We start from the raw sequence: 25317 nt of genomic DNA, 5'->3' as shown, positions 1-25317 counted from the left end.
GAACCAGCCTGAAACCAGACAATGAAAGATACGCAAAAGAGCCCTGGCTCTTGAGCGACAGAAGGCCTGCGAAAGCAGGCTTTTTTGTTTACTGCGCGGCTTACTTACTCACCTTTCACCATCGGAAACGAATGTTTTTCCTGCACGATAGGCCGTGAATTTTGGCAGTTCTCCAGGCGGTGCCTTACAGATGACTCCACCGTGACGTCCACTATTGTTGATAATCATAATGAGCTCATGGACACGTGAGCGCCCGATTGCAGGCAAACTAATGCCATTCAATCTGTAACTCATACCTGGCGATTTACCTTTATTTCCGGTGTCAGCATAATCAAGCACACAATCCTCATGAGTAACAGGTCCTCTGTGATGACGGATTATCAGTCTGAATTCCTGTCGGTTTTTTATGCACTCGGCGGTCAGGGTCAGATTTGATTCCAGTATGCGATCAAACGATTCGCCGACTATCCTGAACAAAACATGTTCTCCCGCTTTGTCTGACCAGCTGAAGAAACCTTTCTTAGGCAGTGTTACGCCACCGGACTGAACGTTATAAATATCACCTGTAATCTGGCTCGCATCCAGCACACCTTCTATGATGCAGTTTTCTCTGATGCGAACCTTCTCAAGCTCGCCTGACATGGCATATACAGTGCCACTGATGTTGGCTTTTTTAGCAGTCAGTTCCCCTTCTGGTGTAAGACTGAAAGATGGTGGTGATCCACTGCTGGTCACACTCACCGCGCGCAGGTGTTTAATAAGAGCTTCTCGAAAGTAAATCTCATCATGTTCGATCACCAGCGCTGGGACGGTATTTCCGTTACCCGGGTTAACGAATGCTAAGCGATCGGCAGCCATCAGGATCTGGCTTTGCATTCCCTCTGGTTTTTCCTCAATTCCCATCCCAAACCCGGCCATGCAGTATTGACCATTTTTCAATTGCTGCAGCTTTACGGACCACTGCGAGTTCAGGCGCCCTTCTGTATCCTTCCAGCTTTTATGAATATCCTCTATCTTCGCCGTTCCCTCCTGCAACTCAGTCATGTGTTTCAGTAAATCATCGCCCAGATGGGATTGGGTGATTTTGCCCTTATAAAAATTCAGATAGTCTTCGGCTTTATCGCTGGGGCGAGCAGATTTTTCGATAAAAGGTGATTTACCGATGGCGTTGACGCTACGGATATAAAACCATGATTCTGTACCGGGCTTAAGTCCATCTTTAATCCAGCTGGTTCCTTCCCCGAGATATTGCGCGTCAGAGTCTGCTTGCTGCGGGTCCCTAAGCCGGACAGTGGAGAACCAGAATTCAAACCGGATTGCTGCTTCATAAATGTGCTGGTGGGGAACAAGCGTGACCTGAAAATATCCCGGGGTGACGTCAATCTGAACAGGTGAATCGGGAGCTTTCACCCCCACCAGCACCGAAACCGGATCGCTTCTCTGTCCAACAGCGTTCACTGAACAAACGGTGACGCAATAGCACCCGGGGCCGGGAAAAGTAAATATGCATTCTGGCTTATCCAGTCTCTGGCCCGTCACGATCTGCCCGGTATCGTTATTTCCGCGGGTCACTCTGATTTCGAAATGGGCGCTGGCGACAGTTCGCAGCAACTCCCACCGGGCCCTGGCGGTAATGTTTCCACCCTCCACGTTGAACGTCACGCAGAGATGCTGAACCGCCGGTGGCAACGTGGCGCGTTCGCTGGCTGGCGGCTCGTCAAAGTGCCTGCCCTCGTCCACGCGGGCTGCTTTATCAGGACTGTGCTGAAGTGCGGTAACAGCGTATCCGCCATTATCGCTTTCACGTATCGCGATGCAGCGAAAAAGACGCTGACGCAATGCTGGTAATTTAAGCCCCCAGACACTCATTGGTGCTATGCCATCTGGCAAATCAGCCACAGCAACGCAATTGGGCTCTGACTGTCCTGTCACGATAACCTTTTGAGGCATGCCAGTGCTGTCTATAAGATTCATCGTAACCGTCCCCTCATTGGGTATAGTCACGGTCCGGTCGAGTGTGACCTGTTTTTTCTCAGGACTGACAGCAAGGATCCGCCCGCCCAAAGCCGTACCGGCATAATCGTTATCACAGACTTCAAAGATATCACCGGGAATATGGCGCAACCCCTCCGCACCCACACAAAAATCGACGGTCTGGGTCTCAAGTATTTCAGTCTGAATTATCCATAATCCGGTGCGATGCGCCTGCCCACGACTTGTGCAGCCGAAGGCATCAATTTTAAGCAGATTGCGGCCATACCGCGTGATGGCATCATGATCTTCTACCAGTTCGATGGTGGGTTGCCAGTTGTTTAGAGGGTCGATAAAACGAACCTCAACGGCGTTATGGCGATCTTTAAGGGCGCTGAAGCTGTAGTGGAACTGGCCGCCTGCAACATTCGCATTTGTGTATGTCCAGATGGTTTTGGAAGGGGCATCCTGAATAAATGTCAGCTGCTGACCATTCCAGACCGGCATACAGCGCATCATGCCGCAGAAGTCTCTGATGACATCAAACGCTTTTCTCTGCTCGGTGAGCCAGGCATTGCAACGGATACGAGGTTCTTCTCCGCCAAAACCATCTTTCACACTCTCATCGCAATAGCGCCCAATGTTATAAAGTGACCACTTATCAACGTATGCGATGGCAGAGTTTTTAAACAAACCGTAGCGGGGATGGGTCAGTAAGTCATACAGACACCATGCCGGATTATCCGTCCATGCCTCCCTGAACTCACCGTCCCAGATGCCTTTTTTATATACCCGATTAACCGGATCGTAATTCGAAGGCACTTTTACAATGCGACCACGCAGGTGATAGTTACGTTGTGCCTGCTGATTGCCAGATCTTTCAGAATCAATTTTTAAGCCAATAACAGCCGTGTTGGGGAAGCATTGTTGAATATCGGTTATTTCGGTATAGCCGGACCAGAATGTCTTATTGAGCAGGCGAGTATTTTCACTATCGGGCGTTAAACGTTCGACTCTGACGTCAAATGAGCCAGCTGGTAAATTCTCAAGCGTGACAGAAAATGCAAAGGGTTCATGTGTACGGCCTGTAACCTTTATCTTTTTATAAACTTTATACTCTGCACCTTCCTTTATCAGGATTTGTAGGGTAACGGATGCATCCTCCGTTTCGCCTTTTTTATTAATGGAGAACAGCTGGCGAACACCCAGCGTTATACGTAAACGGTCAATGTTTTTCGCCGATAACGTGCGGGTGACATCACTCTTTTTAGTAATGTCTGCATTAATGAGGGTTTCTTTACTTGTAGATTCAAATCCTTTCATTGATGACTGATCAACAGTTCCAACGTTAAATCCCATGCTGACGCCATGAACATTGACCTTACCATCTGGTGCTAAAACGGATGTGCCATTAACCAATACGCTTTTCAAACCGCCAACCAGCCCCTCAACCGGCCCCTCGCTTACAACGTCTATGACAGATAACAATTGAGAGGAACGGAGATTGTCAGGGTTGTCTCGAGGCGTGTATGCATGATGATGAAATATGCCCATAACTTTTTTCCGTCTGGTTATAAACTGAATTTACGAGACTGATTTATTGCTCAATGACAATCACTTTGCCGCCACTGCTGGTATCGTTGGTGGCAATATCCTGAGAAATCACTCGAGAACCTATTCTCAGTTCACCGTACAATACGGGAACAGACTCGCCCTGTGCTGTCATGTTATCCATGCCAGAAAACCAGGTACTCGATTTCTTTTTACCGTCGCTACTGTGGGGCCGGGGGGCAAGCAGCTGCGCTGCCCCGCCAAGCATCAGGCTGGCCCCCAGCGAGAACGCCGCCCCGCTGAGTGAAAGCGTTGTCGCACCGACTGTCCAGGCGAACGCATTCAGGCCGGGTATGAATGAGGCGGCGATGAGCGCGGCACCCGCAAAAAGCTGAAGCAATCCCCCCCGTGAGGCCCCCTGAAGCCTGGGAACCAGATGAACAACGGCCCCGGCATGGAGCTTTTCATGCAGGCGGGCATGTAGACTGTCCGTATTCAGATCGTTGCCAGCGATACGCACCTGATAAAGCCCTTCACTGAACTGCCGCCTGAACTCACCGGACTGCATCACCATTGCATGCAGCGCTTCTGCTGCAGTACTGACGTGCAGGTCAATACGCTGACCAAAACGGGCAAGATTGCCATACAGGCGGATACGCACAGCACCGGATTTATCAGGAGAGTATTTATTTTTAATCGTCATCTTCAATTCCAAAACAATGAATGGTGTCTTCACAAACCAGCCACCAGTCACAGTTGCTGAGCCTTTGAGTCGTTTTATCTGCCTCGCTCAGTGAACTGGGTCCTTCAGGATGGCTATGGACCAGTGCCAGAATTTCTCCATTTGTCGTCGCATGCAGGAAGTCTTCCGGAGAGATAACGAAGTTCTGGCAAGGACTGGCGGCAAAGTTTGTGCAGGGAATATAGCGACAGTGTTGGTGTGTACGGATGACCAGACCGCAGCACTCCTGAGGTCTACAGGCTTCAGCATGTGCCAATATCGACTCGGAGAGATAACCGGGTACGTTAGATACAACGAATTTGTGTGTCACTGGGAAAAGGGATTTATTGATAAGAAACCGCCGAAACGGGCGATATTTTTTCTCAGACGGCAACCATCAGGCGTTTTAGAGCAGTGATCATGAGCCATGTCTGTCACAGGATTACCTGCTTCATCAGCCATAAAGGCCCCTTTATAACCACAATCATCGGATCGGTATTTCCACGGGCAAAGGTCGGCAAGCATGATACGCCCGGGGCAATATAGCCCATCAGTTTCAGTCGGCACCGCGAGAATGAACCGCGCGATCACGTCATTCAGTTCTGCCAGTTGTTCGATAACATACTGGCTCCTCGATTCTTGCTGAGGGTCAGCATAAGGATTACCCCCAGTAAAATTTTCCGCATCGAGAAAGCGTGGGCTAACTCTATGCCGGACAACAATCCCCCCCACCAGGCTCTGATGCGCCTCAGCCAGCCCGGTCACAACGCCATAAAGGTTTGATACAACCAGGGCAGGCCGCGCAGCTGCACCACGGCCCCGCATTTCACAATCTTCGATACGTACGGGATAGGGACGATATCGTCGTTTTTGCCACACCACCGCTTTCCCCCGAGCGTTCTTCTCATTACAGAATAAGTAGCGCTTGCCGCCGAAGTGGGCCAGGTCCAGCTCCCAGAGGTCAATCAATCCCGCCAGTTCAGTGCGCGTGAGTTCATTTAAAGTGTCCGGAAGTATGTTTTGCATACAAATACCCTCATGCCACAACCTGTTCAAATTCACCGGAAATTTCAGTCCTACGAGCAAGCCTGACCGTTGACCAGTTACGGCAAACGTAAGCACTGACAGCTGCTTGTCCCGGAGGCTGCCATAAAAATGCCGTCACGCCCCGGTGACGGACAAGAAAATCATCCACACTCTGCATAGCAGCATGTGGACCAGACAGCATCACGGTATAGCGACGGAGGAGCACGTTAAGCCCGTCGGCACAGCGTTGTTCATATCCGTCACCAAACTGAATAACCCGGGTACGGGGCTTCTGCTCCGATCTCATACCTGGCCTGACTTTCCAGTGAAAGGTATCCATCACCCCCGGCCTCCGCTCATCATTCCCCCGTCACGCTGCTGCTGCATGAAAAAGTCTTTTGCCCCCTGACGCCCGAGCTCATACATCATTCTTGCGGCCTCCGGACCGAGCTGACCATGATGGCCATCGTTGTGGATGGTGACGTGGTAAGTGGGTGCGTATTTCATGCCAGCCCCCATCACTTTTGCCACCACACCGAGCTTCCCGTCAGCCCCTCGTCGCAAAGGAAATATACCCTCGGGCCCGGCCTCACCCATAACGCCAGCCCCATGAGCAAACGCGAAGAGCGTGGGTTTATTCACTACGCTCCCATTAAACCGCTGCAATGCGGGAGAATGAACAACGCTACCCTTGGCATGAAATGACACACCGTGCAGCTTTAATAATCCTGAGAAAAAATCCACGCCTTTAACCAGCGCCATTTTGACAAGAATCTGGGTGAGCATACTCAGTACAGAGCGGGTAAACGCTCTGAATCCCGCCTGACCGTCGGTCAGGAAAGACGTCAGTTGAACGCTAAGTCCTTCCAGTGCTTTAGAAGATGCCTGTCGGATCTGACTGTTCGCATCCACCGCTGTATCGCGGTAATCAGCCCAGGCACCCTTCGCCCCGGCGAGCCAGTCAGAACGCAGCTTATCTTCTGCATCCCAGGTTTTACGTTGCTCCGCAAGTACTGATGAGAGGGTATCCAGATCAGATGAATAGGTGGCCCCGAGATGAGCCATCATGGTCAAACGCTGCGCATCACGTGTGGATATGCCGCGCTCCAGAGCCTCAATCTCTGCCCGCCGGGCAGCCTGTTGCTCACTGAACTTCGCCGACTGGAGGTGAAGCTGGTTGATACGTTCCAGAAGCTGGATCTCGTCTCCCAGTGATGCAAGCTTCTCATGTTGAAGCAGTACGCCAGCTTTGGCGCTAAGCAGGGATTTTTCATCATGAGAGAGCGCCCTTTTATGCGCGCGTTCTTCCAGAACCAGATATTTTGACTCGGCCAGCCAGAGCGCCTTACGCTGTTGACTGACCGTTTTACCGGCTTCAGCATGCTGTTTCAGCGCCTGAAGCTGTGCCTGCAGCGCCAGCACCTCTGCCTTCGCTTTATCTTCAGCTAATGCACCGGAGGAAGGCTTATTAAGCTGATGATGAGCTCTGAGCTTCTGATAGCGTAAGTTCTCCCGGAGAATGGAAGCGTCTTTTACCTGCTGGGACGCCCAGGAATGGCGGATCTGTAAAAGGGTTCGCTGATGTTTTTCCTCTGAGGTTTCATATTGTTTTTTCAGTGCCAGATCCGCATCAAACTGGCGCTTTTTGCGGGTTTCTTCATCCCCGTCAGTTTTTGCCCGGGCAGCCCTCAGATCGTGCTGAAATTTTTCCTCTTCAAGACGTGAAAGCGTGTCTTTATCCTCCTGTGTCACCGGAAGCCAGGCCTTGCCCAACTGTATTCCACCGCTGCTGATTTTGTTGCGTAATGCAGCAATCTGATCTTCCAAAGACTTCTTTCGACCGACCCCCAGCATGGCATCCCAGGTGCCTGATGCGGTTTCACCAAGCCATTTCCAGGTGCTTTCAAGCGCCCCCAGATTCTGATTGATCTCATCACTTCGGGTGCGCATGGCTTCGGCATATCGGTCCATTGCCAGTGCCGCAGCATCTGACTCACGCCCCTGCTCTGCCAGCATAGTGATATGTTCCAGCTCAGACTTAGTCAGGAAGTGCAGTGAGTTGTCCAGTTCGCGAATGGCTTCTAAAGGGGTCCCTTGTAACCGGGAAAACTGCCGGACTGTTTCCTCTACAGCCTGACCGGTGGCTGTCTTTAACCTCAATGCAATGTCAGAGACCTGCCTGAGCCGCTGCCCGGAAAATAATCCTGTCCCGGCAACGTCTGCCAGCACAGACGACGCCTCATGTTGTGTCAGACCCTCTTTTGCCAGCGTGCGCGCCATCGTCTGCAAATCTGACGTGGTTCTGGCGGCGTAACGGCCAGTCAGGATCAGCTTTTGATTGAAGGTCTCCGCTTCCTGACTGCCCAGATACCAGGCCTTACTCATCCCCCAGACTGCAGCAGCAATACCGCCGATAACGCCCGCCATGCCAAGACCACGCAGCGTCATCAGTTTTTCTATCCATCCGGCATTATTGGCGAGCGTAATGCCCGATCCACGCAGTGCCCCAAAATTTCCCCGAGCAACCTCACCGAGCAGGACGCCCAGTTCCCGACGGGCGGCCGCGCTTTCAAGGCCAAGTGAATGGGTGCCCTTGCGGGCAGACTCGAGCTTACGGATATAAACATCTGCGGCGTCATTCAAACCAAGCTGGGCTGCGCGCGTCCTGAGAAGTTCTTCACGGGACAAACGCTGCGTGGCCAACTCCGCTTTGAGCTGTTTGATAAACCGAGCTTTTGCTTGTTCTGCCACGATCTCTGAACGCGTCAGATGTGTGACTCGCTGCGTAGAGCGGTCGGCATTTCGCCCCGTTTCCTTTAACTGACGCTCCACCCGTCCCATTTGTTGATGGAAACTAGCCGTGTCAGCACCGAGATTAATGACTAAATCAGCGATCTGTTGGGACATAACGCTCTCCTCCCATAGATTCCGCAACAGACATCAGCATGTCATCCGTCATTGTTTTACCTGTGTCAGTACGGTCCAGTAGGCTGAAATCCTCAGCACTCAGCCCACACTCTCCGGCCACCAGCGAGACGATCGTACTGTTGAGTGCAGAAAACTCTGCGTCCAGAAGTTGGTGGCTGAAAGGAGTACTCGTAAAATAACGTTTCCATTGAGCCAGCTCTGAAGACGTCATCTCACTTAACATTCTGTGCCAGTCTGGTCGCCGAAATTCATGAGCGAGGTGCATAATAAAAATCAGTTCTCCTCCACCGGCTTTACTCCTGTTTCTCCCCCTGTCTCGTTTTCTTCCTGACCTTTAACCCTCTCATCGACACCGAGATCGCTGAGTGTTATCACCGTTTGCGCCGCAAGCGTAAGCGCCTTTTCAGGCCAGTCAGATAAAATCTGCTGATATAATTCGCCTAAGTTCGCCTCACGATGGCAATTCCAGAGCGATCGGGACACAAGCCAGGCATTCAATTCGGTGTTGAGCCGAACCAGCGCAGCGCCTTTAGCTGCATCCGTAGTATTTTCATTGCCATCCGCCAAAAGGTCGGCAATACGCTCAAAGTATTCTGCACGCTGCAACGCGGTCAGCTCAGACAGTTCAATCTGATCATAGCCAAATTCAACAACTGTTTTTTCCAGAAACATTGGGGTTACCTCGATGGTTGATTTTCTTCAGAGACAGAATCAGCCTTGGGAGAAGAATTAATTTCTTCTGCCAGCACCGGGCGGCCGCTGTTCGTCACTTTGATTGTGCGGGTGATCACTTCTTTAGCCGGAATGGTTTTGCCCAGACTGCTGACCCAGCCTTTGAAGAGGTCAACGGTGCCATTTGGATAGCGAATTTTGTAATAGCGAACCTCACCGCTGTGAAACCAGGCCAGCAAATCTTTTTGGCCTTTTTCGCCCGGCTTCCATGCGAGAGTAATACTGGCTTCACCCGCTGACTTTTCACCCTGTGCAGTGGCTTTCCAGTCGGCATCGGGATCATCTAGCCAGGTATCGTCATAACTGTCGGCGCTGATCTCACCTGGCTGCAGCTCGCGGATTTTCGCCAGACTAATCCAGCCAGTGTCATCCAGCGGTTTCGCTGTAGCATCTCCGCTGCCGGTATAAATCAGTAAGGTGGTTCCCGCGCCTTTTACTGGCGCAAGTGGGTCAGGTGTGGCCATAAATACTCCTTACATCTGGTAAGTAATGAGGTAGGTCAGATCAGCAGAGCCCCAGCTCGCCATTTCATTATCCCGCTGCCACTCAAAGCCCTGTGGAGTCATGGTTTCAATAACGGATGAAATGCCAGGAACGTCTCCCAAAGCAGGTAGTACGTTGTTTTCCATCCAGTCATCCAGGGCAGTATCCGGATGGGATGCTTTCAAGAACACTTCAAAATGCAGCGTGGCCTGCCAGGTTTCGGCATCAAGATAATGTCCGGTGTAACGGGCGTCAGTCAGATACACCGCTACTGCGGGCAGTTCTTTTTCGTCAATAAAAACGGGGCGGCCATCATGGATAACCGCCCCGTTCAACTGGGCCTGAAGCGCATCCCGGAGCGTGCGCCTGATAAGAGAATGTTTTCTCATCGTATCGTCCTGTTCAGATATAACCTGACCTGTTGCCTGAGTGCTGCCACCAGCTCTCGCGGCAAATCGGCTTCGACAAGATGATGAGTCTCTTCCTGATAGGCTTTTGTCAGCGGTGCAGATAACGGAATTTTGACCACCTGAAGTGGGTAACGTCCACGCCCCGTTCGCTGCATCACATGCCAGCGCCCATTGGCCAACTGCTGAATAAATGCATGACGAAAAGTGAAACGGCCAATTTTCAGTACGCTACCTCGACGGCTCGTCATATTGTTACGGCGTGATAGCTGGAATCGTGCTGTACCCAGGTTGATAGCAGGAAGATTGCCACGATTGATTATCAGCCGGGCTGCCAGTGAGTCACGCGAAGATGTTGCCAGCCTTATTCGCGCGCGTTGTCTGATCAGCTTCTGGGATACGCCTGTCTCTTTTGCGACTAAACGTGTACTACGCGAGATGACCCGACGTGCAACCCGGTTCACCGCCTGGGTGGTGGCTTTCGGTACCAGGTTTGTTCCCAGTTCATTTAGATTATTGATTGCCTGCTTAAGGCCCTGCATCCAGTGCCTCCTCAAGCCATATTTGTGGCTTGTTGTTGTAGGTATGCCACCGCTCAACCCGCCAGACCCTCCCCTGCCACTCCACCCGGTCATTTCGATACGGCTGATATGTCGTGTTGAATATGATCAGAGAAAGGCCGTCACCTGAAAGTGGCCCTAAATCAGCCGTAAATGCCTGCTCTGTGGCATACATGTGCTGATTGTTGATGACCACTGGCCGCCCAAAGCGCTGGGCTGTGACGTTGTCCATTTGAAATGTAAGGCGGGAAAACAGGTCAGCCATGAAGCTTAACTGCAATTCGTGAAGCGCCAGAGGCTGAACTCTCCCATGCAATCCCAATTGAATCTTTGTTGACATCACTGATATTGTCGATGAGATTGTCAATCATACAGACACGACTTCCCTGAACGATGCTCACATCAGGTTTTTTCGGTAGCGTGAAAACCCCTTCGGTCAGGCCCGTTCCCACCTCACCTTTATCAATATCAGTAACAGCAATGACGATGCGATCCTTTAGTCGCACCATGTCACCGCTTTGGTAGCGCACATCAGCAATAAAAGTGAGCGTTTTACCATCCTGCAGATAATTTTTTGCCATGGTTCATCTCCTGACCGGTCCCTTACGACCGGATTTTAGGCATAAAAAAAGCCCTTTCGGGCATTCGGAAATTTTTAAGGGCGCTTTAAGCGACGCACTGCACCAGACCACGATGATCGACCGGCGCAACGCCAGCATCAATACGGACTTTTGTGGTGATGCCATCGGCGGTGAAACCTTCAATCTGGTCAATGAACGGGGTATCGACACCGTTCAGATAGGCAACTTCAATGGTGTCAGAACCCTGCGCCGCTGCAAGATAGAACGTGCTCTGGCTGGCATCATCCAGACGTGGCTCTGCAATGACCGTCGCGAAGTTCTGCACCGGATTGATGATGCCCGCGTTGATGTCGGCACCTTTCACAGACGTAGAGCGGATGACCTGACTTGCCGTGGACTCCATTACGGTCGGCACCAAAACGAACGCCGGACGAATATTCAGATGGCGATCGCCCTCTTTCTGACGGCGCATCATCTGACGAGCCTTATCCAGTGAGTTAACATCCATCACCGCTTTTTCCAGCACGTTGATATGGCGAGCCTTGTCAAACAGCGGCACGTTATCGGTGGAAAGCGTCGGGTTCGTAGTCAGAATCGCGTAAACAAGATCTGCAACAGTCGCTTTTGCCGCTCGGCCGAGTTTCATAGGTACGTCAGTCAGCATGCTTAAATCATCATTGATAATGGCCTGACGGGTGATACTAAACAGTTCACCGTAGGTTGCCAGTGCAATCGTGGCCTGCTTATCAGACGTCGTGACGTATTTGTATTCCGCCCCCTCGCGAACCTGACGCAGGGAAGGAAAACCACCCAGTCCCACACGGTGCGCAATTTTGAAATCGGATAGCTGCCCCTTTTTGGTCCATTCTCCAAACGTCTCAGGCGATTCTTCCCAGCCCTGAAGAATAGATTTGTAGGAAACATCCAGCATGATGTCACCGAAATCGGATGTGCTGTGCGTAAAGGCCAGACCGACCATTTGTACCGGATTATAACTTGCCACACCGAAGCCTCGCTCAGTCAGCGACAGGCGAGCATGTTCGCGCAGGGTCATAGCATTGTAGGGGTTGTCAGGCTGATGCACTTCATAACCAGCACGCGCCATGATGGCCTGCCGGATGCCATCCCCGGTGAAATTACCGTTACCAGCATAGATGTGCGATGCTGAAAATTTGTTGGAAGGTGTGCTGTGTTTGCCCATTTCGGTTAACAGCTTTTCACGGGCCAGCTCAAGCGTGCAGGCTGGATCGGCGATGCATTCCGCCTGTAAAACCTGATACTTTTCGCCAAACATCCCGAACAAGTCGGTAAGTGCACAAGCACGAATACGCTGTTCCTCAAAAATCTGCTCACGAATTGCCGATTCAATCTCCGGACGCTGAGGCAATGATGGCTCACGGGGGAGGCTGTTTTGTGGATGCATAAGCATGTTACGAAGACTTTCTGGCATTTTTTCAAACTCCTCAATACGTTTTGAATCGATACGCGCCATTGCCTGAACGGCGGACACCAATTGGTCAGCAAAGCCCAGCGCGACACATTGGGCCCCATCCATCCAGGTCTCTTCTTTTAACATTCCCGCTATCACTTCAGGATCAAGGCCGGTTTTTGATGTATAAGCGGGAATGAGTACGGCCTCAGTCTGATCAAGCAGGTCGGCATAATCTCGCATGTCATCCGCATCACCGCCTGCCACCACCCACGGTTTATGGATCATCATGAAACTGTTAGCTGGCATAATGACCGTATTACCCACCATGGCGATGACCGATGCCATTGAAGCGGCAACACCATCAATATGAACTGTGATGGAGGCCGGGTGATATTTGAGAGCATTAAAGATAGCGATGCCCTCGAAGATGCTGCCGCCGGGCGAATTGATGTGAAGATTGATATGTTTTACTTCTCCCAACGCCTGTAAATCACTCACGAACTGCTTAGCTGTTACCCCATAAAATCCAATTTCGTCGTAGATATAAATGTCTGCGTTTTCGCCCGTTTGCGCCTTCATCCTGAACCAGGATTCAGTCCTGTTCGATCGGGCTTGCAGGTGCGGGGCTGTCATCGTTTTTTCTGTCACCATTAACTCCTTTGTCATTGGCCGGATCGGTGTCATACACCAGTCTTTCTTTAGCGTTTTCATCTACTTCTGCTTTGCGCCGACGCTTCACTTCATCTGGATTTTTTCCACATGCACGCACCCAGTCGGATTCTGTTGCAGCCCCTCCCCGAATCTGAATCTTCCACGCTGTCGCCTCCTTAACAGGATCGATCCAGGGCATGGTGGGTCCAGAGTAAACGGCATCGTAAAGCGTGGACATATCGATATCAGAAGGAGGTTTAATTACGCCTGCGGCAACCGCCTGTTTAAGCCATGCGCGAAAGGTCGGGCGGGTTACCGCAGCAATAAAACAGTCCTGCAGAATGAGGTAACCATCAGTAGACTCCACCAGCTCCTGGCGCTGCGCGCTATAAGTACCGTTGTAGTTTCGTGCTGTACTTGAAAAGCTGAGCCGCGCCCCAGCAGCCACCGCTCTCAGCTGGCCATTTCGAAATGATTCAAGGTTGGCATTGGGGCGGTCTGATTTGATCATGCCAATTTCTTCACCCTGACGTAGATCGTCATACAGCATGCCGGGCTGGATGGTGAGTTCACGCTCATTAACGTCGTTCACACTTTCTGAATAGTCCTGACCATCCCCCTTTTTGATATACATTCCGAGAGCTGCAGCAATGCGGGCTGCCACTAACTCGCTTTCTTCATAATCTTTAAGTGAACTCAGGCGCATTAAAACCCCGGACAAAATGGAATTGCCTCTGACCTGATGCAGGCGCCTGGTGAATTTAAGATGAAGCATGGCTTCTGCTGAAACCTCTTTGGTCTCAGACAGCAATCCACTGATGGGGAGGTTTTTATATACCTGATATCTTTTCGGTTTGCCCCAGTCACTTAGGTAAACACCCTGAATGAGCCCAACAGCGGGATCTGAATTCATCGTCACAAAGTCAGGCTCCAGGGCTTCAAGCCAGAAAGGCACCCCGCCTCCGGCATTTAAGCCTGCGCTGTTGCCACTCACTAACTGAGCAAACACCTCTCCGTCTCTCAGCCAGGTTCTTAACATCAGACGTTCCAGCACGGGGCGTGAATATTCCCCTGTCACGTCTGGACAGAGCGACCACTCAGCCCATTTCTTCCGAATGGCTTTGACAAAATCCGTTGCCACACAGCCATCTTTCAAAAGCGGATGAGGCTCTACGATGATGCCTTTGGCACCAATGATTCGCTCTTCAAGTTTGTCAAAAATACCGATAACCAGATCGTGATTTGCATCGAGCGATCGCGCCTGATGGCGCAGGGATATTGCGCCAGCCTGAATCATTTGATTAGCCGACCGGCTTTCACGCTTAGCCTTATGGGTGCGGGTGGGTAAAGCCGCTTCATAAGCGCGAATCTGAATACGTGCCCGCAATCGGGCGGCCTTCCAGGACGGTGAAAACACACCTATTGCATTATCGATGAACGACATCAGAACCTCGCTATGCGATAGCTGGCCTGACCACGGCACTGTTTAAGATGATTCGCCAGCCGGCGCTCCCACTCTTTACGTCCCTCACGAATGCCTGAAAGATTTTCCATTGTCATGGACTGACCATTAAGCGTGACGACTTTCCCCGCAAGAACGGCAACTTCAGCATCCGTGTAATGACGGATCATGATTTCAATATCACTCTGGTTCATAGCCACCCTCCTGATGTTATCCAGGGATTGTTTTCTTGAGTTGCACGCTTCTTTTGCGTGACAGCGGACTCAGGAGATGTTGCAGAATGAGGATCATTTGAAGGCATGGCACTAACGTATTCCTTAGTTATCCATGTCTCCTGCCGGGCCCATTCGGGAGCATGCGGCCATTTGATTTTCTCGTAGCCATGTAGAATCACCAGCGCCTCGGCATAGACAAGTAGATCAAACCCTTCGTTAGCGCCCCGACCGGGTTTCTGCCATTTGCCATTGACCGCACGTTCTTCGTAAGTCAGCTCGTCGTAAAACCAGCTCCCAAGCCATGCTGGAAAATGAATGTAATTAGGTCCGGGTGATTCACGGCAAAGTGCATTATTTACCCGGTCTTTTAGCGCATTGGTTTGCAGCAAATAAAGCGGAACATCTCCTGCAGCTTTAGCACGGCGAGCCGAGCGTCCTGTGTTATCTGGCCATGTTCGTGTAATAAGTTTGTCGCGTAGGTGGCTGTCACCTTTAAAAAGATAAACACGCTTACCGTGACCATCACGACGACATTTACGCCAAAATCGATAGGCATTATCGGTGACACCATCCTCACCACCGGAATCAACGGCCATTGCCATCAGTGACATCCGTTTTGCAGGATCATGAGCCATAACCCAGGACTTGGTTAAAACATCGCTCAAAAGCAAATCCCAGTCCTCAGGGTAACTGGCAGGATCAACAGGCAGACACTCACCACTACCATCACATCGGAGTGAATGCCTGATGTTGTAGCGATCCACCACCCATCGCTCTCCCATACTGCCGTAACCCGTGACCTGCACGACGAAACGACGATTGCGACCGCCCTGCACGTCCACGGTTGCGACCAGAAATCTCACGCCATCCGCCACCGCACGCTTAGGTATTTCTTCTGCGCGCAGCTCAAGCTGCTCACCTTTGCGCTGATCAATTGCAGTGCGAGGCAGATAAGGTCGTCCGAAATCCGTATTGATGACGGCTTTGAGCGTTTCTTCGCTGCCCGTGGCCTGATACTCCTGTTCGGCAGAGAGGTATTTAAAAACCAGCTGTGCCCATGTCTGATAGGCCGCGGCAGGTCCTTCCATCCAGAAGGATGCAATACGGGAATGACGCCCTTCTCCGCGTAGTTTCCCATCCCGATCAATGGCTTCACCGTCCCTCAACCAGATCCCTCGGATGTTCAGCTCTCGCTTCATCTCCGGGGCAATCAGCCCTTTACAGGCCGGGCACTGTAGACGTACCGCTTCACTAGCCTGTACAGGATCAGCATGATCGCGATAGTTAGTCATATTGGCCATTTCCGGCTGAAAATATTCACTGCAATGTGGACAGGGCCAGTACCAGCGGCGGCGATCACCACGGTTATATAAAGAAAGGATGCCGGTTGAAGGCGGTGCTTCATGTGGCGTTGAGGCCTTCCATTTTGTATCGCAGATATCTCGGCCGGGTGAACTTTCCACCAGCGTCATACCACCTGACATAAAGGTGGTGGTGCGTTTGGACGCCAGGGAAAAACCATCGCCCTCACCGCCTATATCGTCGGGCCAGCGATCGTAGTCAGTAAGTGCAACATATCGATAATCTGATGAGGACATTATGCTGACGGATGGCCAGCCAATTTTTAGGTAGTTGCCAGCGCGAAAAGTCCGGTCATGCACATTATTATCGCTGGCGCGTGGGCTGAGACGGCTATGAAGCTCTGGGCTGCAGCGAAAAGTGCGTTCAAGGCGTTTCTTAGAATGTTCGCGCGCCTTCTCTTCTGTCATCTGTATCAGGAGAAAATCTGCTGGATCACAGACCACAGAATACGTTATCCAGCCATCAATCAGACCCAGCGTTTTCCCTGTCCGCGCAGGACCGACAAAAACCACCGCGTCAAAATTGCGCGACGTCAGGCAATTCATGGGTTCGACAATATAGGGCGTCAGCGTCGCATCCCAGGGTAGTGAACTGCCGCCGCCCATAGGCACGCGCATGTAGCGTTTAACCGCATCAGCTACTGGCATTCGATGCGGAGCTTTAAATAGTTCGGATACGTCCTTACTTATGTCAGCTGCTGAAGCGTATGTCATAAATCACTCTCTTCGACGATATCTGCACTGCGGATCTTTGTAGCCAGCGATTCTCGAATTTCATCAACAATGCTTTTTACTTCGGAAATCTGATGGGGAGACCACCCCCGATCGCGCTCCAGCCTGTCAGGCCATGTATCCAGTACCTGTAAAACAGACTTCGCCATCATGGCCATTTCGCGATGTACTTCATTAGCAGGGACGAGCTGGCTGAGCGCCGCCTCAAGCTTTACGCGCTCATTCTCAGACTGAAACCAGTCCTTACGGGATTTAGGATCCATGCGGGAGGGATCATGAAGTGTTTCAGGTGTGGTTGCTTCCTCAGGGGTAAAGAGAACAGGACCGATGTCCTTAAGGGCATAGACCGGATTTCCACGAATGTTCCCGGCGGATGCAACCTTAGCGATCATGATTTTCTTTCTGACCGTCTTACGATCTATGCCGAAAGCTTCAGCAATTTTCGCAATACTCCAGTTATAGGCATCCCCAATTCTGCTGATGTCTGACATTCCTCACCTCAACACACCAGCTCATTCACGGATTTCCCTTTTAGTATCATGTAATTAGTCGCTACCCACCTGTCCCTGCCTTTGGCGAAATGGACAGCTCATAAGCCGATTTAACTCTTATATTCAAATAGTTACGACACGTGGTGGTGTCCCTATGAAAATTACAAAATTAGCCGTTTTCTGCGGGGCCGCCGCCTCGTGGATGGGGCACCCCGTCGGGAGGACCCGCGATTCAGAAGAGGAGCAGCTAATTGGCATTCCGACTTTGCTCAATATCTCTGATGGCAGCCTTATCCAGGTTGCAGTTTTCAATGACAGTGAGAAGCTTTTCATTCAACTCTAGGCTGTCACCGTAAGTCATGTGCTCAGGAATAGCAGGGACTTCACAGCCCACCAGCAATTCTGGTGGTATTGGTACCACGGGAGTGGGCACGAATTCTCTCTCTGTGCGCGCGCAGCTGGTCAGCAGCAACGGCAGGAACAGGCTGATGAGCAAAGCTATCTTCACGCAGCTCTTTCCTGATACGTACAACGCGCATCTCACTTTCGGCAAAATTGCATAGCCTGTTGTCCTGAGTGATGCGGGCAATATCATGAAATAACACTACAGCTGCAATTGCGTTATGCAGGGCTGACTGATTTCGCTGTAGTTCTTTCCTGGCTTCATGTTCTGCCTTTTCCGCTAGTAGCAGCTCTGAATGATAATGATCTGCAATCCAGCCCAAAGAGAGAGCAACCATTAGAAGCCCACACATAACTGAAATTTTCAAATAACCTCCGAGATATCAAAACTAAGATATTCGGTGACCTCAGTTATCAGCGACTCGTACTGGTGTGAAACGACACTCCTGAGCCGCCCCCGTACACTCATACCCCTGAATGCCGGCTACGTCGCTCTCTTTATGCCAGCCCTGATACCCTTCAATTGACACAATCAGATTGACCAAATTATGTTTGCGATTTTTGGGTTCCCAGGTCAGGTCAATCTCTTCGTCCGAACTGAGTAAGTAAGTACAATTCACCAATACCCCTTCTTTCGCTCCGCCACGGGCGAAAAACAGCGTAGACACGAAAGATTTAACTTCAGACTTCTCATGTTTTTGAGAAACCCATTGGCCTTCCCAACCAAGTAAAGTAACGGGGGCGCTGAACAGCCCATTTTCATAATGGATACTTTCAGGTGCTGGGCAGTTCATGACAACGGACGGTGGGAAAACTGAAGGTCGTTTAGTGAGTGAGAATGCGCTGCAGGCAAACAAAGCGGCAAAAATGAAAACCAAATTATATTTCTTCATCTGTATTTCCTCTTAGGTTGATAAATTTTTGCTGCGTAAAAGCACGGAATAAACCCGCATATCCAGAGAGCTATATCCCAGCCGTATATAACGATTAAGATAAAGATCACTCTGTACAGACCCTTGTTCACTTCACCACCAGCGTATAGCCCATATAAAAATTGCGATCGATATAAGACGAATTGCGAAGGCAGCCGCTTGAGTTATTTCAGGGTTTTCTGGTGCCTCCAGTTCGAGACCATTTTTCATAGTTAACCTCAACAGAATTCGTTTATAGTTCACCTATGTTCCTCGTTAGTTGTGTAACGCTGGAAAGCAGAAGCCCCGGGGTGTTCCAGCACCCCGGGGCTTCGTTATATATAGCTATGTCTGAGACTATCTACGTCATAGTGCTGCACTCGCTGGTAGGCCAGATAAGCCCATCGCCAGGAAAATGAACCACAAGAAGTGATATCGCAGATTACTCATGTGCCAGTTTCTCTGCCCTTTGAAGCACTGAAGCATCGTATGGCTGATATCCGTTTTCGTGAACAATAATGGCCTGGACAAGTTTCGACATCGTCGAGCTGTCCGTTACGTTGATTGGCTTGTGTGCAGTAATGCCGGTCACTTTGACCACGCTATTTATGTAGGCCTGAGTGTCATTTTCTTCTGGCGGTGCCCAGCGCTGAATGATGTCTGCGATCGTATTGAGGCCGTGCTTAATCTGATAGTGGTGCAGGATAATCATCATGGCCCGAATGCCGTACTCCGGGCTGACAAACTGGCAGAAAGCTGTATCTGTTCGCTGCTGCTCAGGAACAAGCCCCATCCACTTATCACGCCATCGTATGTTGCCCGGATTATTATTGCGTACACCCCGTGCATCACTCGTTGTCATTTTTCTCTCCAATACGATTGCCGATAAAACGCAGGGCAAAGGCGCGAAGGGAATCTACGCCAATAAAGCCGACCGCCCCTCCTATCGCAATGGTTGCCGTACGAGGCCATTCTATATAAGCCAGACCGGAAGCCACGGTTAAAGTCAGGGCACCACACAGTAAGCCTTCAAGGATCATTCGCCTCCAGCCTCCCCCCGTATAGGCAATTCGCAATACAGCCATGGCCATCGCTAAAATAATCGCTCCCATGGGCGTTTCACCCCGCCACCAGCTTTGTACCAGTTCTTGCAAGTCTGGCCAGCCACTTGGATTGGTTTGCATCGTTTTCCCCAGTAATTCTCCCCAGACATGGGGAATATTTCTTTCAGGCAGTAATGAAAATGAGTGGGATGACAGGCCTAATACTGATGAGCCACCAAATATTGGTGCCTTAAAAACATTTGATGAAATGAATAAAAGTCAGGCTTTTGACTAGATGCTATTTACACCATTTGATAATGTGCAGTTTCGCTAACTCATCACATGGAGGTGGAATATGCAGCTAGAGGGCCTTCGTTCACTTCACGCAAGCATGCGCGCGAATAACGTCACACGAACGCAATTTCAATATCGTCACAACAACGTCGTTTTCGATGTGCTCTTTTTCACTGACCGCACGCCATATAAACTGCTTTTCGGTGCGATAGGTCATAAGTGCAGCTTCATTCTCGATGTCCGCCAGGGCTATGACGTGGCCCCGGTTATAAAACCTGAGTCCGCATATTCAGATCTATGTAAAGCGCTTGGTCTGACCTACGATCCTGCTAATCCCTTCAGACCGTCAAAATTTCTGGGCCACTTCGCCCAACATATACCGTCCTCAATCGAAAGCACGAAAGAGCCTTCTGCTCCAACGAATCAGAATGCGGAAATTGTCGATGACGGGGCGAAGGTGTTTTTTAGTCACTGGAGAAATAATGGAAGCAGTAGCCATGTCAGTGAAAAAAACCTGGATAAAACTTATCGCGCGTTTGGCAAGCTAATCTCTGATTTCTGTCTGGACAGAAATATCAGTAGTTGCTGGACTGTACACGATAAGAAAAATTAACGCAGAGACAGAACAAGTGCGGTCTCAGAAATCGCATTATTGACAGAATACGCTGACTTTTACGTACGTAAAGACGTTTCAGAATGATTTGGGCGCGGTGTGTATTGCACATACCGGTCCATCTCAAGTGATACGTTAAGCATCACAAGCATACCTTCAATCATCCCTTCTGCCTTTTGCATCTTCTTCCCTATGTGGCCATCTGAGCACTGATGTATTCGCGCAAGGCTCATGAATGTATGCCCCATTACGTAATAGTCCACCAGCAGGTCGTGCAGGTCTTCATTTCTTGCCTGCAATTTTGCGACACAACGACTAATAATGAGCGCATCTTCATCACAGCACTGGGGAAGTGAAGCACTTCTTTTCGGGAAAAGACCTTTAAATCCAGCAGCGACCGGATACCACACCACTTTTTCGGGGTTATTCATCGCCCATGCTCCCCATCGCTTCAGCATTTCCTGAATATCTCGCATCTATATGCCCCTTTTCTCATTACCCTTAAGAACGAAAAAACATTTAATGCTCCATCTGTATTGCTAATCAGCACCGAGCATTAAATTTTTTTATCAGGAAGACTCAACCTCATAGAGCTTAGTTTCAAATGCGATGTTTCTATATTAGCCCCACGATTAACAATGGCTAACTTCGAAAGAGATTCTCAACAATCTAAAAGATTAATCAACCCACGAAAAAATAAAAATTAATTAATCTGAAAAAATCACTTTCAGCTTTACCTTTGGGATGGTTAATAAAATGTCATATTAATCACGCATTTCCATACATTTACACATACATTTATGCTTAAGATTCACACCCAGATGACAATAAATCCCATATTATTTTTACTGCCTACGGGCAATAACTGGCCAAATGCCCGGGCTAGAGAGGCATAGCCTTAAAACTCACTTAGCCTGTGTCTCCCTCACAAAATTTGGTGAGGGAGTTCTTTTAGCCATAAGAGGTGAACTATGCGGAGGAATTGAGATGCTTAAGATTGGAATTAAAGGGTGGCTTTTTGCTTCAACATTTTACACGTTATATAACGTTGCGATGAAGCTTTGCCTTTTATACCCAGATAAAGAAAAAATAATCATGGTGTTGAGTGTTGTAATCAACATCGCTATTAACTACTTATCCATATTAGCATTTGAGGAGAAGAATAATGATAACACATAACATCCCCCTTTTTACTCTGGAGAAAGACCTATGACACAATATTCACTTACAGACTCAGATTTCCCAACCATCGATGAGGTGAAGTATTACAAAATTGCATTAAAAAAATGCGATTGCGCAATTTTTACTAAATACATACCTCTTATATTCATCAGAAACCCTAAAAAAATAAAGTTAGGCACACTCCAGTTCGCGTCTGGAATGGGGTTAATTTTCTTTAGATTAGGCGCTGAGGACAAGGCAAGAAAATTAAAAAACCTCTATTCCGAAATGGAATTGGACTATATAAATTTCATGACTGCAGGCTCAGGGGCCTTAAGTGAACCTAACGATGCCCGCTTAAAGGAAAAGGTTTCAAAAAGCATGTGCAAGGATCTCTTTATTCCCACAGGCATTGAACCCCATGATGGATGTGAATATGTATTGATGCATAAAGGTCTGAAGCACTTAGCTTTATTTGAATATTCGTTACCTATTGAATTCATCAACAACCCGTTAAAAATAGAACTAAACCGCTTGGATTATAAAAATGGTCAAGGAGTTATCTATTACTTACACGGATATGAATTCAGTGCAAAAGAGCTCAGAAAAGAACTGAACCGTACCACTAATCACTATGATGAGGATCACATTCGACGGGTCGGTCGATTTCTTGGGTATCATATATCTGACATTGAGCAGTTTGTCGAATATTGTCGCGATCGCCGTAAATTTTACGCACGATAACTCATGAAAAAAGAGTGATACATTAAATAACAATTCCAAAGCAGTGGCATTTAATCACAGGCGTCATCATAAGAGTGAGTCGCCTGCCCAAACTGTTTTAAAAACCGCCCCCGAAATATTGATGAAGCTCTTAAATAAATCAACTGCTACTACATTCATTATGAACACCCCCATCCAATGACATTAAAAACATCAATGACAACAAGCAGCACCGTCAATATAAATGAAATACTTCACCCCATAAAATACAATCTTCAGCAACTACGTACTCACCTCTCATCATTAATAAGTTCACCAAGGGATAAAAAATCAGAAAAATGAAATCAACCAAGCTCATAATAGCAACCAGTTCCAAATTCACATGTTCCTTATGTGACTAATTAATACAACATTGCCATTTTTCCAAACAGCATTAACTACCAAGCAGAAATAACGAATGAAGACATCAAAATTTATTGTCGCGACGTTAATATTTATTACCTTTACGCTAAGTGGCTGTACTTCTTATCATGCCGTAAACCTACGGCAGCAACAGTTAAAAAATCATTATATTTATTATAAGACCGACCCTCCTGTTTATGCAGGGGATGTTATTCAGTTAACTCACAAAGATGGCAGTAAGGACAGGGTTACCGTTCAAAGTATCAACCTTCACGCAATCATTTCGACTACGGGACAGGTTATCGAGTTTGACGATATCACGTCCATAGAAAGGAAAGATTTTTCGAAAGTGAAAACGGTAGCTTTAGTAGGTGCAAGCACCCTGTTGGTCGTCGTTTCATTAGCATACGCTGCAGCTCTGACCGTTATTGTAGCTAAGAGCATTTCGACAATTTTTTTTGCTGCGTAGCATGAATATCAGAAATTGACTGATAATGATGCTATCAACATGGATTGACGTGACTTTGATTTTTTCTGCCATCATGCTGAGTACTTGTAACTATAATGACCCCGTACAAATGGTTCACCAACATTTAAACCTTGACTATGAGCCTCCTGATACATTCAACTTGCTGGACGCATGTGATGTTGTAGTTGTTAAATCTGCGGATGAAATTTATGCAGAAAATATAGTTCAAAGCACAATTCACCGTGCAATGGTTGAAAATACAGATCAGGTCGTCGACTGCAAAGAATTAGTCTTACATGAACGTAAAGAGATTAAAAAAATAAAAGCTGTGAAAGAAATTTTAAGAGGTGCCTTACTTACAATGTTGGCAATGGTTCTCACAGCTTTAGTCCTGGTTTTGACGGTAATTATTTTTGGCTAATACAGTTTAATGAATGCAATAATTTCTCTTTTTTGGAACCTCGTTTGATGCCCCTCTCACGCTTTAAAAGCCATGGCCGTCATAACTGACCAGTAACGATGAGTTGGCATGATGAATGAGGAGTCTGTATAAGGGCCAGTATCATTGTCTGGGACAATAGAAATAGTAAAATGCTTACTGTCGCCTCACTTCAACCGCTCATCCGGTGTGCGCCATTTCAGCAGGCGCTGAAGTGCAGTCTCACCCTGCATGAAATCCCTCGCGGCCTTGAGACGTTCTCTCAGCTTATCCTGCAGAGCCGGGTCACAGTTCTGTATATCCCTCTTAGCATCAATAAAGAATTGCTCTACCCGCATATCCTCGGTCCACTTGGCCATGATGCCCTGCAGTTCACTGACGCTGTTTGTATAGGCCTCTTCATTCCGCCGAATAACTTCGCGTTTTTCATACTCGATTATCTGCAGCTCAAGACGCAACCGCTGTGCCTCAGCACGCTCCTTTTGCGCCTCGATTTCTTTCTTCATAATGGGTACAGCAGCCCGCAGAGCTTTAATCATTTGGGGTATCTGACTTATCAGGCCACAGCTTTTTGTTTGTGTGAAAACCTGGTGCCAGCCATCAGGTTCATAGGGCGAGTAAAGCTGAAAACGGAATCGCCCACAGGGTATGTGTCGCCGGCTGTAGTAACCCAGGTGAGCTGAGTTTTTACCTCGAGACCAGTCGATCATCTTTTCATCTCGTACATAACGTCCCTTCACCTCCTTAGTAGGCACATCTTCGGTCATCTCCACCAGCGAGAAACCCACATTCAATCCATCTATGCAGATGACGCTCTCGTTGGAGGGCTTCCAGAGTGATGGGTAAAGGAACTCCCTACTGCCATCCTCACTAACAGCGATATCCCTTCTTCTCAGGCTTTCATTCATCTCCGCCAGCCTGACAAGAAAGCCATTTTTTTCTACTGCAGCAAACAGCTTCAGAAGGAATGCCTCAGCTGCGCTCATTCCCGTGTCGGATACATTCACATCGAGAAGTTTGCGTTTTGAAGGCTTGTAATAACCTAATTGAGTGATTGGAGAATTGAGCAAAATCGCTTTGGTGGCGAAAAACAGCTGAGCTCCCAGCATGGAACGAGACGGCGATTTTGGCCTGGCCTTCCGACTGGACTTTAAACCAGCAGGTAATGGCTTCTCTCTCTCGACTTCAGCATTTAGCAATTCATGAGAATGGGTGTGGGGATGGGTACTTTCTTTGAGCTTGTAAGGGGGCAAAGAAGGAACAGGTGGCGCAGCACCTTTCTCAACTGCGCGCCAGTAACCTTCCAAAGGTCTGGGTATTTGGAGTTCAATGCATCTGGCAATAAGCTTTTGCTCGCTTATCTTTAAGTTAGCGACTATTTCATGAGCAGGCTTTGACCAAACCAGCTTATATAAAACATCTCTATTCGATAATAGGCCTCTCAAATAAAACCCCGAATCGCACCAATGAAATAACAATTAAAAAACACATTCTAAACCTTGATTACAAAGAAAATATAATGTCACGCGAAAATATATAAACACATAATCATCATA

The 25317-nt window shown here is 48.9% G+C and carries 28 protein-coding genes and 1 pseudogene; 5 read left to right on the top strand and 24 right to left on the bottom strand.

Annotation, left to right across the window (positions count from 1 at the left end; translation table 11 throughout):
• Positions 1–108: 108 nt before the first annotated feature.
• From ACFQW4_RS11710 to ACFQW4_RS11625, 18 genes and pseudogenes are all read right to left on the bottom strand, one after another.
• On the bottom strand, positions 109–3525 hold the full coding sequence (locus ACFQW4_RS11710) for a phage tail protein (protein ID WP_377725488.1): 3417 nt from the start codon (positions 3523–3525) through the stop codon (positions 109–111).
• Between the two features lie 43 nt (positions 3526–3568).
• Positions 3569–4258, bottom strand: coding sequence for a tail assembly protein (locus tag ACFQW4_RS11705; RefSeq protein WP_277977038.1), 690 nt, complete (start codon positions 4256–4258; stop codon positions 3569–3571).
• Positions 4215–4574, bottom strand: coding sequence for a C40 family peptidase (locus ACFQW4_RS11700; protein WP_277977037.1), 360 nt, complete (start codon positions 4572–4574; stop codon positions 4215–4217). Before ACFQW4_RS11700 ends, ACFQW4_RS11705 begins: the two co-directional genes overlap by 44 nt.
• A complete protein-coding gene (locus ACFQW4_RS11695) occupies positions 4571–5269 on the bottom strand; it encodes a phage minor tail protein L (RefSeq protein ID WP_210507456.1) in 699 nt (232 codons plus the stop codon). The genes ACFQW4_RS11700 and ACFQW4_RS11695 overlap by 4 nt, the downstream gene beginning before the upstream one ends.
• A 10-nt stretch (positions 5270–5279) precedes the next feature.
• On the bottom strand, positions 5280–5609 hold the full coding sequence (locus ACFQW4_RS11690; protein ID WP_210507577.1) for a phage tail protein: 330 nt from the start codon (positions 5607–5609) through the stop codon (positions 5280–5282).
• Entirely contained in the window at positions 5609–8176 is a 2568-nt protein-coding gene (locus ACFQW4_RS11685) for a phage tail tape measure protein (protein ID WP_377725485.1), read from the bottom strand. The genes ACFQW4_RS11690 and ACFQW4_RS11685 overlap by 1 nt, the downstream gene beginning before the upstream one ends.
• Entirely contained in the window at positions 8157–8420 is a 264-nt protein-coding gene (locus tag ACFQW4_RS11680) for a phage tail assembly protein T (RefSeq protein ID WP_275242229.1), read from the bottom strand. The genes ACFQW4_RS11685 and ACFQW4_RS11680 overlap by 20 nt, the downstream gene beginning before the upstream one ends.
• Before the next feature lie 50 nt (positions 8421–8470).
• Entirely contained in the window at positions 8471–8869 is a 399-nt protein-coding gene (locus ACFQW4_RS11675; RefSeq protein ID WP_377725482.1) for a phage minor tail protein domain-containing protein, read from the bottom strand.
• Between the two features lie 62 nt (positions 8870–8931).
• Positions 8932–9393, bottom strand: a pseudogene (locus ACFQW4_RS11670) (phage tail tube protein); the annotation flags it as partial.
• Between the two features lie 9 nt (positions 9394–9402).
• Entirely contained in the window at positions 9403–9801 is a 399-nt protein-coding gene (locus ACFQW4_RS11665) for a phage minor tail U family protein (RefSeq protein WP_210507466.1), read from the bottom strand.
• Positions 9798–10361: a phage tail protein gene (locus ACFQW4_RS11660; RefSeq protein ID WP_210507468.1), complete on the bottom strand. Its 564-nt coding sequence runs from the start codon at positions 10359–10361 to the stop codon at positions 9798–9800. Before ACFQW4_RS11660 ends, ACFQW4_RS11665 begins: the two co-directional genes overlap by 4 nt.
• A complete protein-coding gene (locus ACFQW4_RS11655; protein ID WP_277977033.1) occupies positions 10348–10644 on the bottom strand; it encodes a DNA breaking-rejoining protein in 297 nt (98 codons plus the stop codon). The genes ACFQW4_RS11660 and ACFQW4_RS11655 overlap by 14 nt, the downstream gene beginning before the upstream one ends.
• Positions 10637–10960, bottom strand: a complete 324-nt coding sequence (locus tag ACFQW4_RS11650) for a DUF2190 family protein (RefSeq protein ID WP_277977032.1) — start codon at positions 10958–10960, stop codon at positions 10637–10639. Before ACFQW4_RS11650 ends, ACFQW4_RS11655 begins: the two co-directional genes overlap by 8 nt.
• Positions 10961–11045: 85 nt before the next feature.
• On the bottom strand, positions 11046–13043 hold the full coding sequence (locus ACFQW4_RS11645) for a ClpP-like prohead protease/major capsid protein fusion protein (RefSeq protein ID WP_377725480.1): 1998 nt from the start codon (positions 13041–13043) through the stop codon (positions 11046–11048).
• Positions 12985–14487 (bottom strand): phage portal protein, encoded by a 1503-nt coding sequence (locus ACFQW4_RS11640; protein ID WP_277977031.1) that lies wholly within the window; start codon positions 14485–14487, stop codon positions 12985–12987. The genes ACFQW4_RS11645 and ACFQW4_RS11640 overlap by 59 nt, the downstream gene beginning before the upstream one ends.
• Positions 14487–14699 carry a hypothetical protein gene (locus tag ACFQW4_RS11635; RefSeq protein WP_210507479.1) on the bottom strand — a complete coding sequence of 71 codons (213 nt, stop codon included), beginning with the start codon at positions 14697–14699 and terminating at the stop codon, positions 14487–14489. The genes ACFQW4_RS11640 and ACFQW4_RS11635 overlap by 1 nt, the downstream gene beginning before the upstream one ends.
• Positions 14696–16795, bottom strand: coding sequence for a phage terminase large subunit family protein (locus ACFQW4_RS11630; RefSeq protein ID WP_277977030.1), 2100 nt, complete (start codon positions 16793–16795; stop codon positions 14696–14698). Before ACFQW4_RS11630 ends, ACFQW4_RS11635 begins: the two co-directional genes overlap by 4 nt.
• Entirely contained in the window at positions 16792–17304 is a 513-nt protein-coding gene (locus ACFQW4_RS11625; protein ID WP_377725478.1) for a DUF1441 family protein, read from the bottom strand. The genes ACFQW4_RS11630 and ACFQW4_RS11625 overlap by 4 nt, the downstream gene beginning before the upstream one ends.
• A gap of 154 nt (positions 17305–17458) precedes the next feature.
• Between ACFQW4_RS11625 and ACFQW4_RS11620 the strand changes: the two genes are divergently transcribed.
• Entirely contained in the window at positions 17459–17647 is a 189-nt protein-coding gene (locus ACFQW4_RS11620; RefSeq protein WP_377725476.1) for a hypothetical protein, read from the top strand.
• Positions 17648–17687: 40 nt separating this feature from the next.
• Here ACFQW4_RS11620 and ACFQW4_RS11615 read toward each other — a convergent pair whose 3' ends face one another.
• The 4 genes from ACFQW4_RS11615 to ACFQW4_RS11600 all read right to left on the bottom strand — a co-directional run bounded on the left by ACFQW4_RS11615 (position 17688) and on the right by ACFQW4_RS11600 (position 19801).
• Positions 17688–18074: a hypothetical protein gene (locus ACFQW4_RS11615; RefSeq protein WP_377725474.1), complete on the bottom strand. Its 387-nt coding sequence runs from the start codon at positions 18072–18074 to the stop codon at positions 17688–17690.
• Between the two features lie 39 nt (positions 18075–18113).
• On the bottom strand, positions 18114–18599 hold the full coding sequence (locus ACFQW4_RS11610) for a DUF3757 domain-containing protein (RefSeq protein WP_377725473.1): 486 nt from the start codon (positions 18597–18599) through the stop codon (positions 18114–18116).
• A gap of 460 nt (positions 18600–19059) precedes the next feature.
• Entirely contained in the window at positions 19060–19479 is a 420-nt protein-coding gene (locus ACFQW4_RS11605; RefSeq protein WP_377725471.1) for a structural protein, read from the bottom strand.
• Entirely contained in the window at positions 19466–19801 is a 336-nt protein-coding gene (locus ACFQW4_RS11600; RefSeq protein ID WP_293792636.1) for a phage holin, lambda family, read from the bottom strand. The genes ACFQW4_RS11605 and ACFQW4_RS11600 overlap by 14 nt, the downstream gene beginning before the upstream one ends.
• A 214-nt stretch (positions 19802–20015) precedes the next feature.
• Between ACFQW4_RS11600 and ACFQW4_RS11595 the strand changes: the two genes are divergently transcribed.
• Entirely contained in the window at positions 20016–20567 is a 552-nt protein-coding gene (locus ACFQW4_RS11595) for a DUF6037 family protein (protein WP_293792635.1), read from the top strand.
• Between the two features lie 59 nt (positions 20568–20626).
• Here ACFQW4_RS11595 and ACFQW4_RS11590 read toward each other — a convergent pair whose 3' ends face one another.
• A complete protein-coding gene (locus ACFQW4_RS11590; RefSeq protein WP_377725467.1) occupies positions 20627–21043 on the bottom strand; it encodes an antiterminator Q family protein in 417 nt (138 codons plus the stop codon).
• Between the two features lie 733 nt (positions 21044–21776).
• On the opposite strand from ACFQW4_RS11590, the gene ACFQW4_RS11585 reads away from it, so the two are divergent.
• The 3 genes from ACFQW4_RS11585 (at position 21777) to ACFQW4_RS11575 (ending at position 23743) form a co-directional block, all read left to right on the top strand.
• Positions 21777–22472 (top strand): hypothetical protein, encoded by a 696-nt coding sequence (locus ACFQW4_RS11585; protein WP_377725465.1) that lies wholly within the window; start codon positions 21777–21779, stop codon positions 22470–22472.
• Between the two features lie 436 nt (positions 22473–22908).
• Positions 22909–23322, top strand: coding sequence for a hypothetical protein (locus ACFQW4_RS11580; protein ID WP_377725463.1), 414 nt, complete (start codon positions 22909–22911; stop codon positions 23320–23322).
• Positions 23323–23347: 25 nt separating this feature from the next.
• Positions 23348–23743 (top strand): hypothetical protein, encoded by a 396-nt coding sequence (locus tag ACFQW4_RS11575; RefSeq protein ID WP_377725461.1) that lies wholly within the window; start codon positions 23348–23350, stop codon positions 23741–23743.
• A gap of 185 nt (positions 23744–23928) precedes the next feature.
• On the opposite strand, the gene ACFQW4_RS11570 is transcribed toward ACFQW4_RS11575, so the two are convergent.
• Positions 23929–25206 (bottom strand): hypothetical protein, encoded by a 1278-nt coding sequence (locus ACFQW4_RS11570; protein WP_377725459.1) that lies wholly within the window; start codon positions 25204–25206, stop codon positions 23929–23931.
• Positions 25207–25317 lie beyond the last annotated feature (111 nt).

It is taken from the genome of Pantoea sp. GCM10028869 (assembly GCF_042666835.1).
Taxonomy (GTDB): domain Bacteria; phylum Pseudomonadota; class Gammaproteobacteria; order Enterobacterales; family Enterobacteriaceae; genus Pantoea; species Pantoea leporis.
Note: the sequence above shows the minus strand (reverse complement) of the source record. Positions and strands in the feature narration are given on the sequence as shown.

What these genes read in the sequence shown, in the direction of transcription:
- ACFQW4_RS11710 (WP_377725488.1), bottom strand. Translation starts at nt 3,525, where the DNA reads ATGGGCATATTTCATCATCATGCATACACGCCTCGAGACAACCCTGAC.
- ACFQW4_RS11695 (WP_210507456.1), bottom strand. Translation starts at nt 5,269, where the DNA reads ATGCAAAACATACTTCCGGACACTTTAAATGAACTCACGCGCACTGAA.
- ACFQW4_RS11690 (WP_210507577.1), bottom strand. Translation starts at nt 5,609, where the DNA reads ATGGATACCTTTCACTGGAAAGTCAGGCCAGGTATGAGATCGGAGCAG.
- ACFQW4_RS11685 (WP_377725485.1), bottom strand. Translation starts at nt 8,176, where the DNA reads ATGTCCCAACAGATCGCTGATTTAGTCATTAATCTCGGTGCTGACACG.
- ACFQW4_RS11680 (WP_275242229.1), bottom strand. Translation starts at nt 8,420, where the DNA reads ATGTTAAGTGAGATGACGTCTTCAGAGCTGGCTCAATGGAAACGTTAT.
- ACFQW4_RS11675 (WP_377725482.1), bottom strand. Translation starts at nt 8,869, where the DNA reads ATGTTTCTGGAAAAAACAGTTGTTGAATTTGGCTATGATCAGATTGAA.
- ACFQW4_RS11665 (WP_210507466.1), bottom strand. Translation starts at nt 9,801, where the DNA reads ATGAGAAAACATTCTCTTATCAGGCGCACGCTCCGGGATGCGCTTCAG.
- ACFQW4_RS11660 (WP_210507468.1), bottom strand. Translation starts at nt 10,361, where the DNA reads ATGCAGGGCCTTAAGCAGGCAATCAATAATCTAAATGAACTGGGAACA.
- ACFQW4_RS11655 (WP_277977033.1), bottom strand. Translation starts at nt 10,644, where the DNA reads ATGGCTGACCTGTTTTCCCGCCTTACATTTCAAATGGACAACGTCACA.
- ACFQW4_RS11650 (WP_277977032.1), bottom strand. Translation starts at nt 10,960, where the DNA reads ATGGCAAAAAATTATCTGCAGGATGGTAAAACGCTCACTTTTATTGCT.
- ACFQW4_RS11645 (WP_377725480.1), bottom strand. Translation starts at nt 13,043, where the DNA reads ATGGTGACAGAAAAAACGATGACAGCCCCGCACCTGCAAGCCCGATCG.
- ACFQW4_RS11640 (WP_277977031.1), bottom strand. Translation starts at nt 14,487, where the DNA reads ATGTCGTTCATCGATAATGCAATAGGTGTGTTTTCACCGTCCTGGAAG.
- ACFQW4_RS11635 (WP_210507479.1), bottom strand. Translation starts at nt 14,699, where the DNA reads ATGAACCAGAGTGATATTGAAATCATGATCCGTCATTACACGGATGCT.
- ACFQW4_RS11630 (WP_277977030.1), bottom strand. Translation starts at nt 16,795, where the DNA reads ATGACATACGCTTCAGCAGCTGACATAAGTAAGGACGTATCCGAACTA.
- ACFQW4_RS11625 (WP_377725478.1), bottom strand. Translation starts at nt 17,304, where the DNA reads ATGTCAGACATCAGCAGAATTGGGGATGCCTATAACTGGAGTATTGCG.
- ACFQW4_RS11620 (WP_377725476.1), top strand. Translation starts at nt 17,459, where the DNA reads ATGAAAATTACAAAATTAGCCGTTTTCTGCGGGGCCGCCGCCTCGTGG.
- ACFQW4_RS11610 (WP_377725473.1), bottom strand. Translation starts at nt 18,599, where the DNA reads ATGAAGAAATATAATTTGGTTTTCATTTTTGCCGCTTTGTTTGCCTGC.
- ACFQW4_RS11605 (WP_377725471.1), bottom strand. Translation starts at nt 19,479, where the DNA reads ATGACAACGAGTGATGCACGGGGTGTACGCAATAATAATCCGGGCAAC.
- ACFQW4_RS11600 (WP_293792636.1), bottom strand. Translation starts at nt 19,801, where the DNA reads ATGCAAACCAATCCAAGTGGCTGGCCAGACTTGCAAGAACTGGTACAA.
- ACFQW4_RS11595 (WP_293792635.1), top strand. Translation starts at nt 20,016, where the DNA reads ATGCAGCTAGAGGGCCTTCGTTCACTTCACGCAAGCATGCGCGCGAAT.
- ACFQW4_RS11590 (WP_377725467.1), bottom strand. Translation starts at nt 21,043, where the DNA reads ATGCGAGATATTCAGGAAATGCTGAAGCGATGGGGAGCATGGGCGATG.
- ACFQW4_RS11585 (WP_377725465.1), top strand. Translation starts at nt 21,777, where the DNA reads ATGACACAATATTCACTTACAGACTCAGATTTCCCAACCATCGATGAG.
- ACFQW4_RS11580 (WP_377725463.1), top strand. Translation starts at nt 22,909, where the DNA reads ATGAAGACATCAAAATTTATTGTCGCGACGTTAATATTTATTACCTTT.
- ACFQW4_RS11575 (WP_377725461.1), top strand. Translation starts at nt 23,348, where the DNA reads ATGATGCTATCAACATGGATTGACGTGACTTTGATTTTTTCTGCCATC.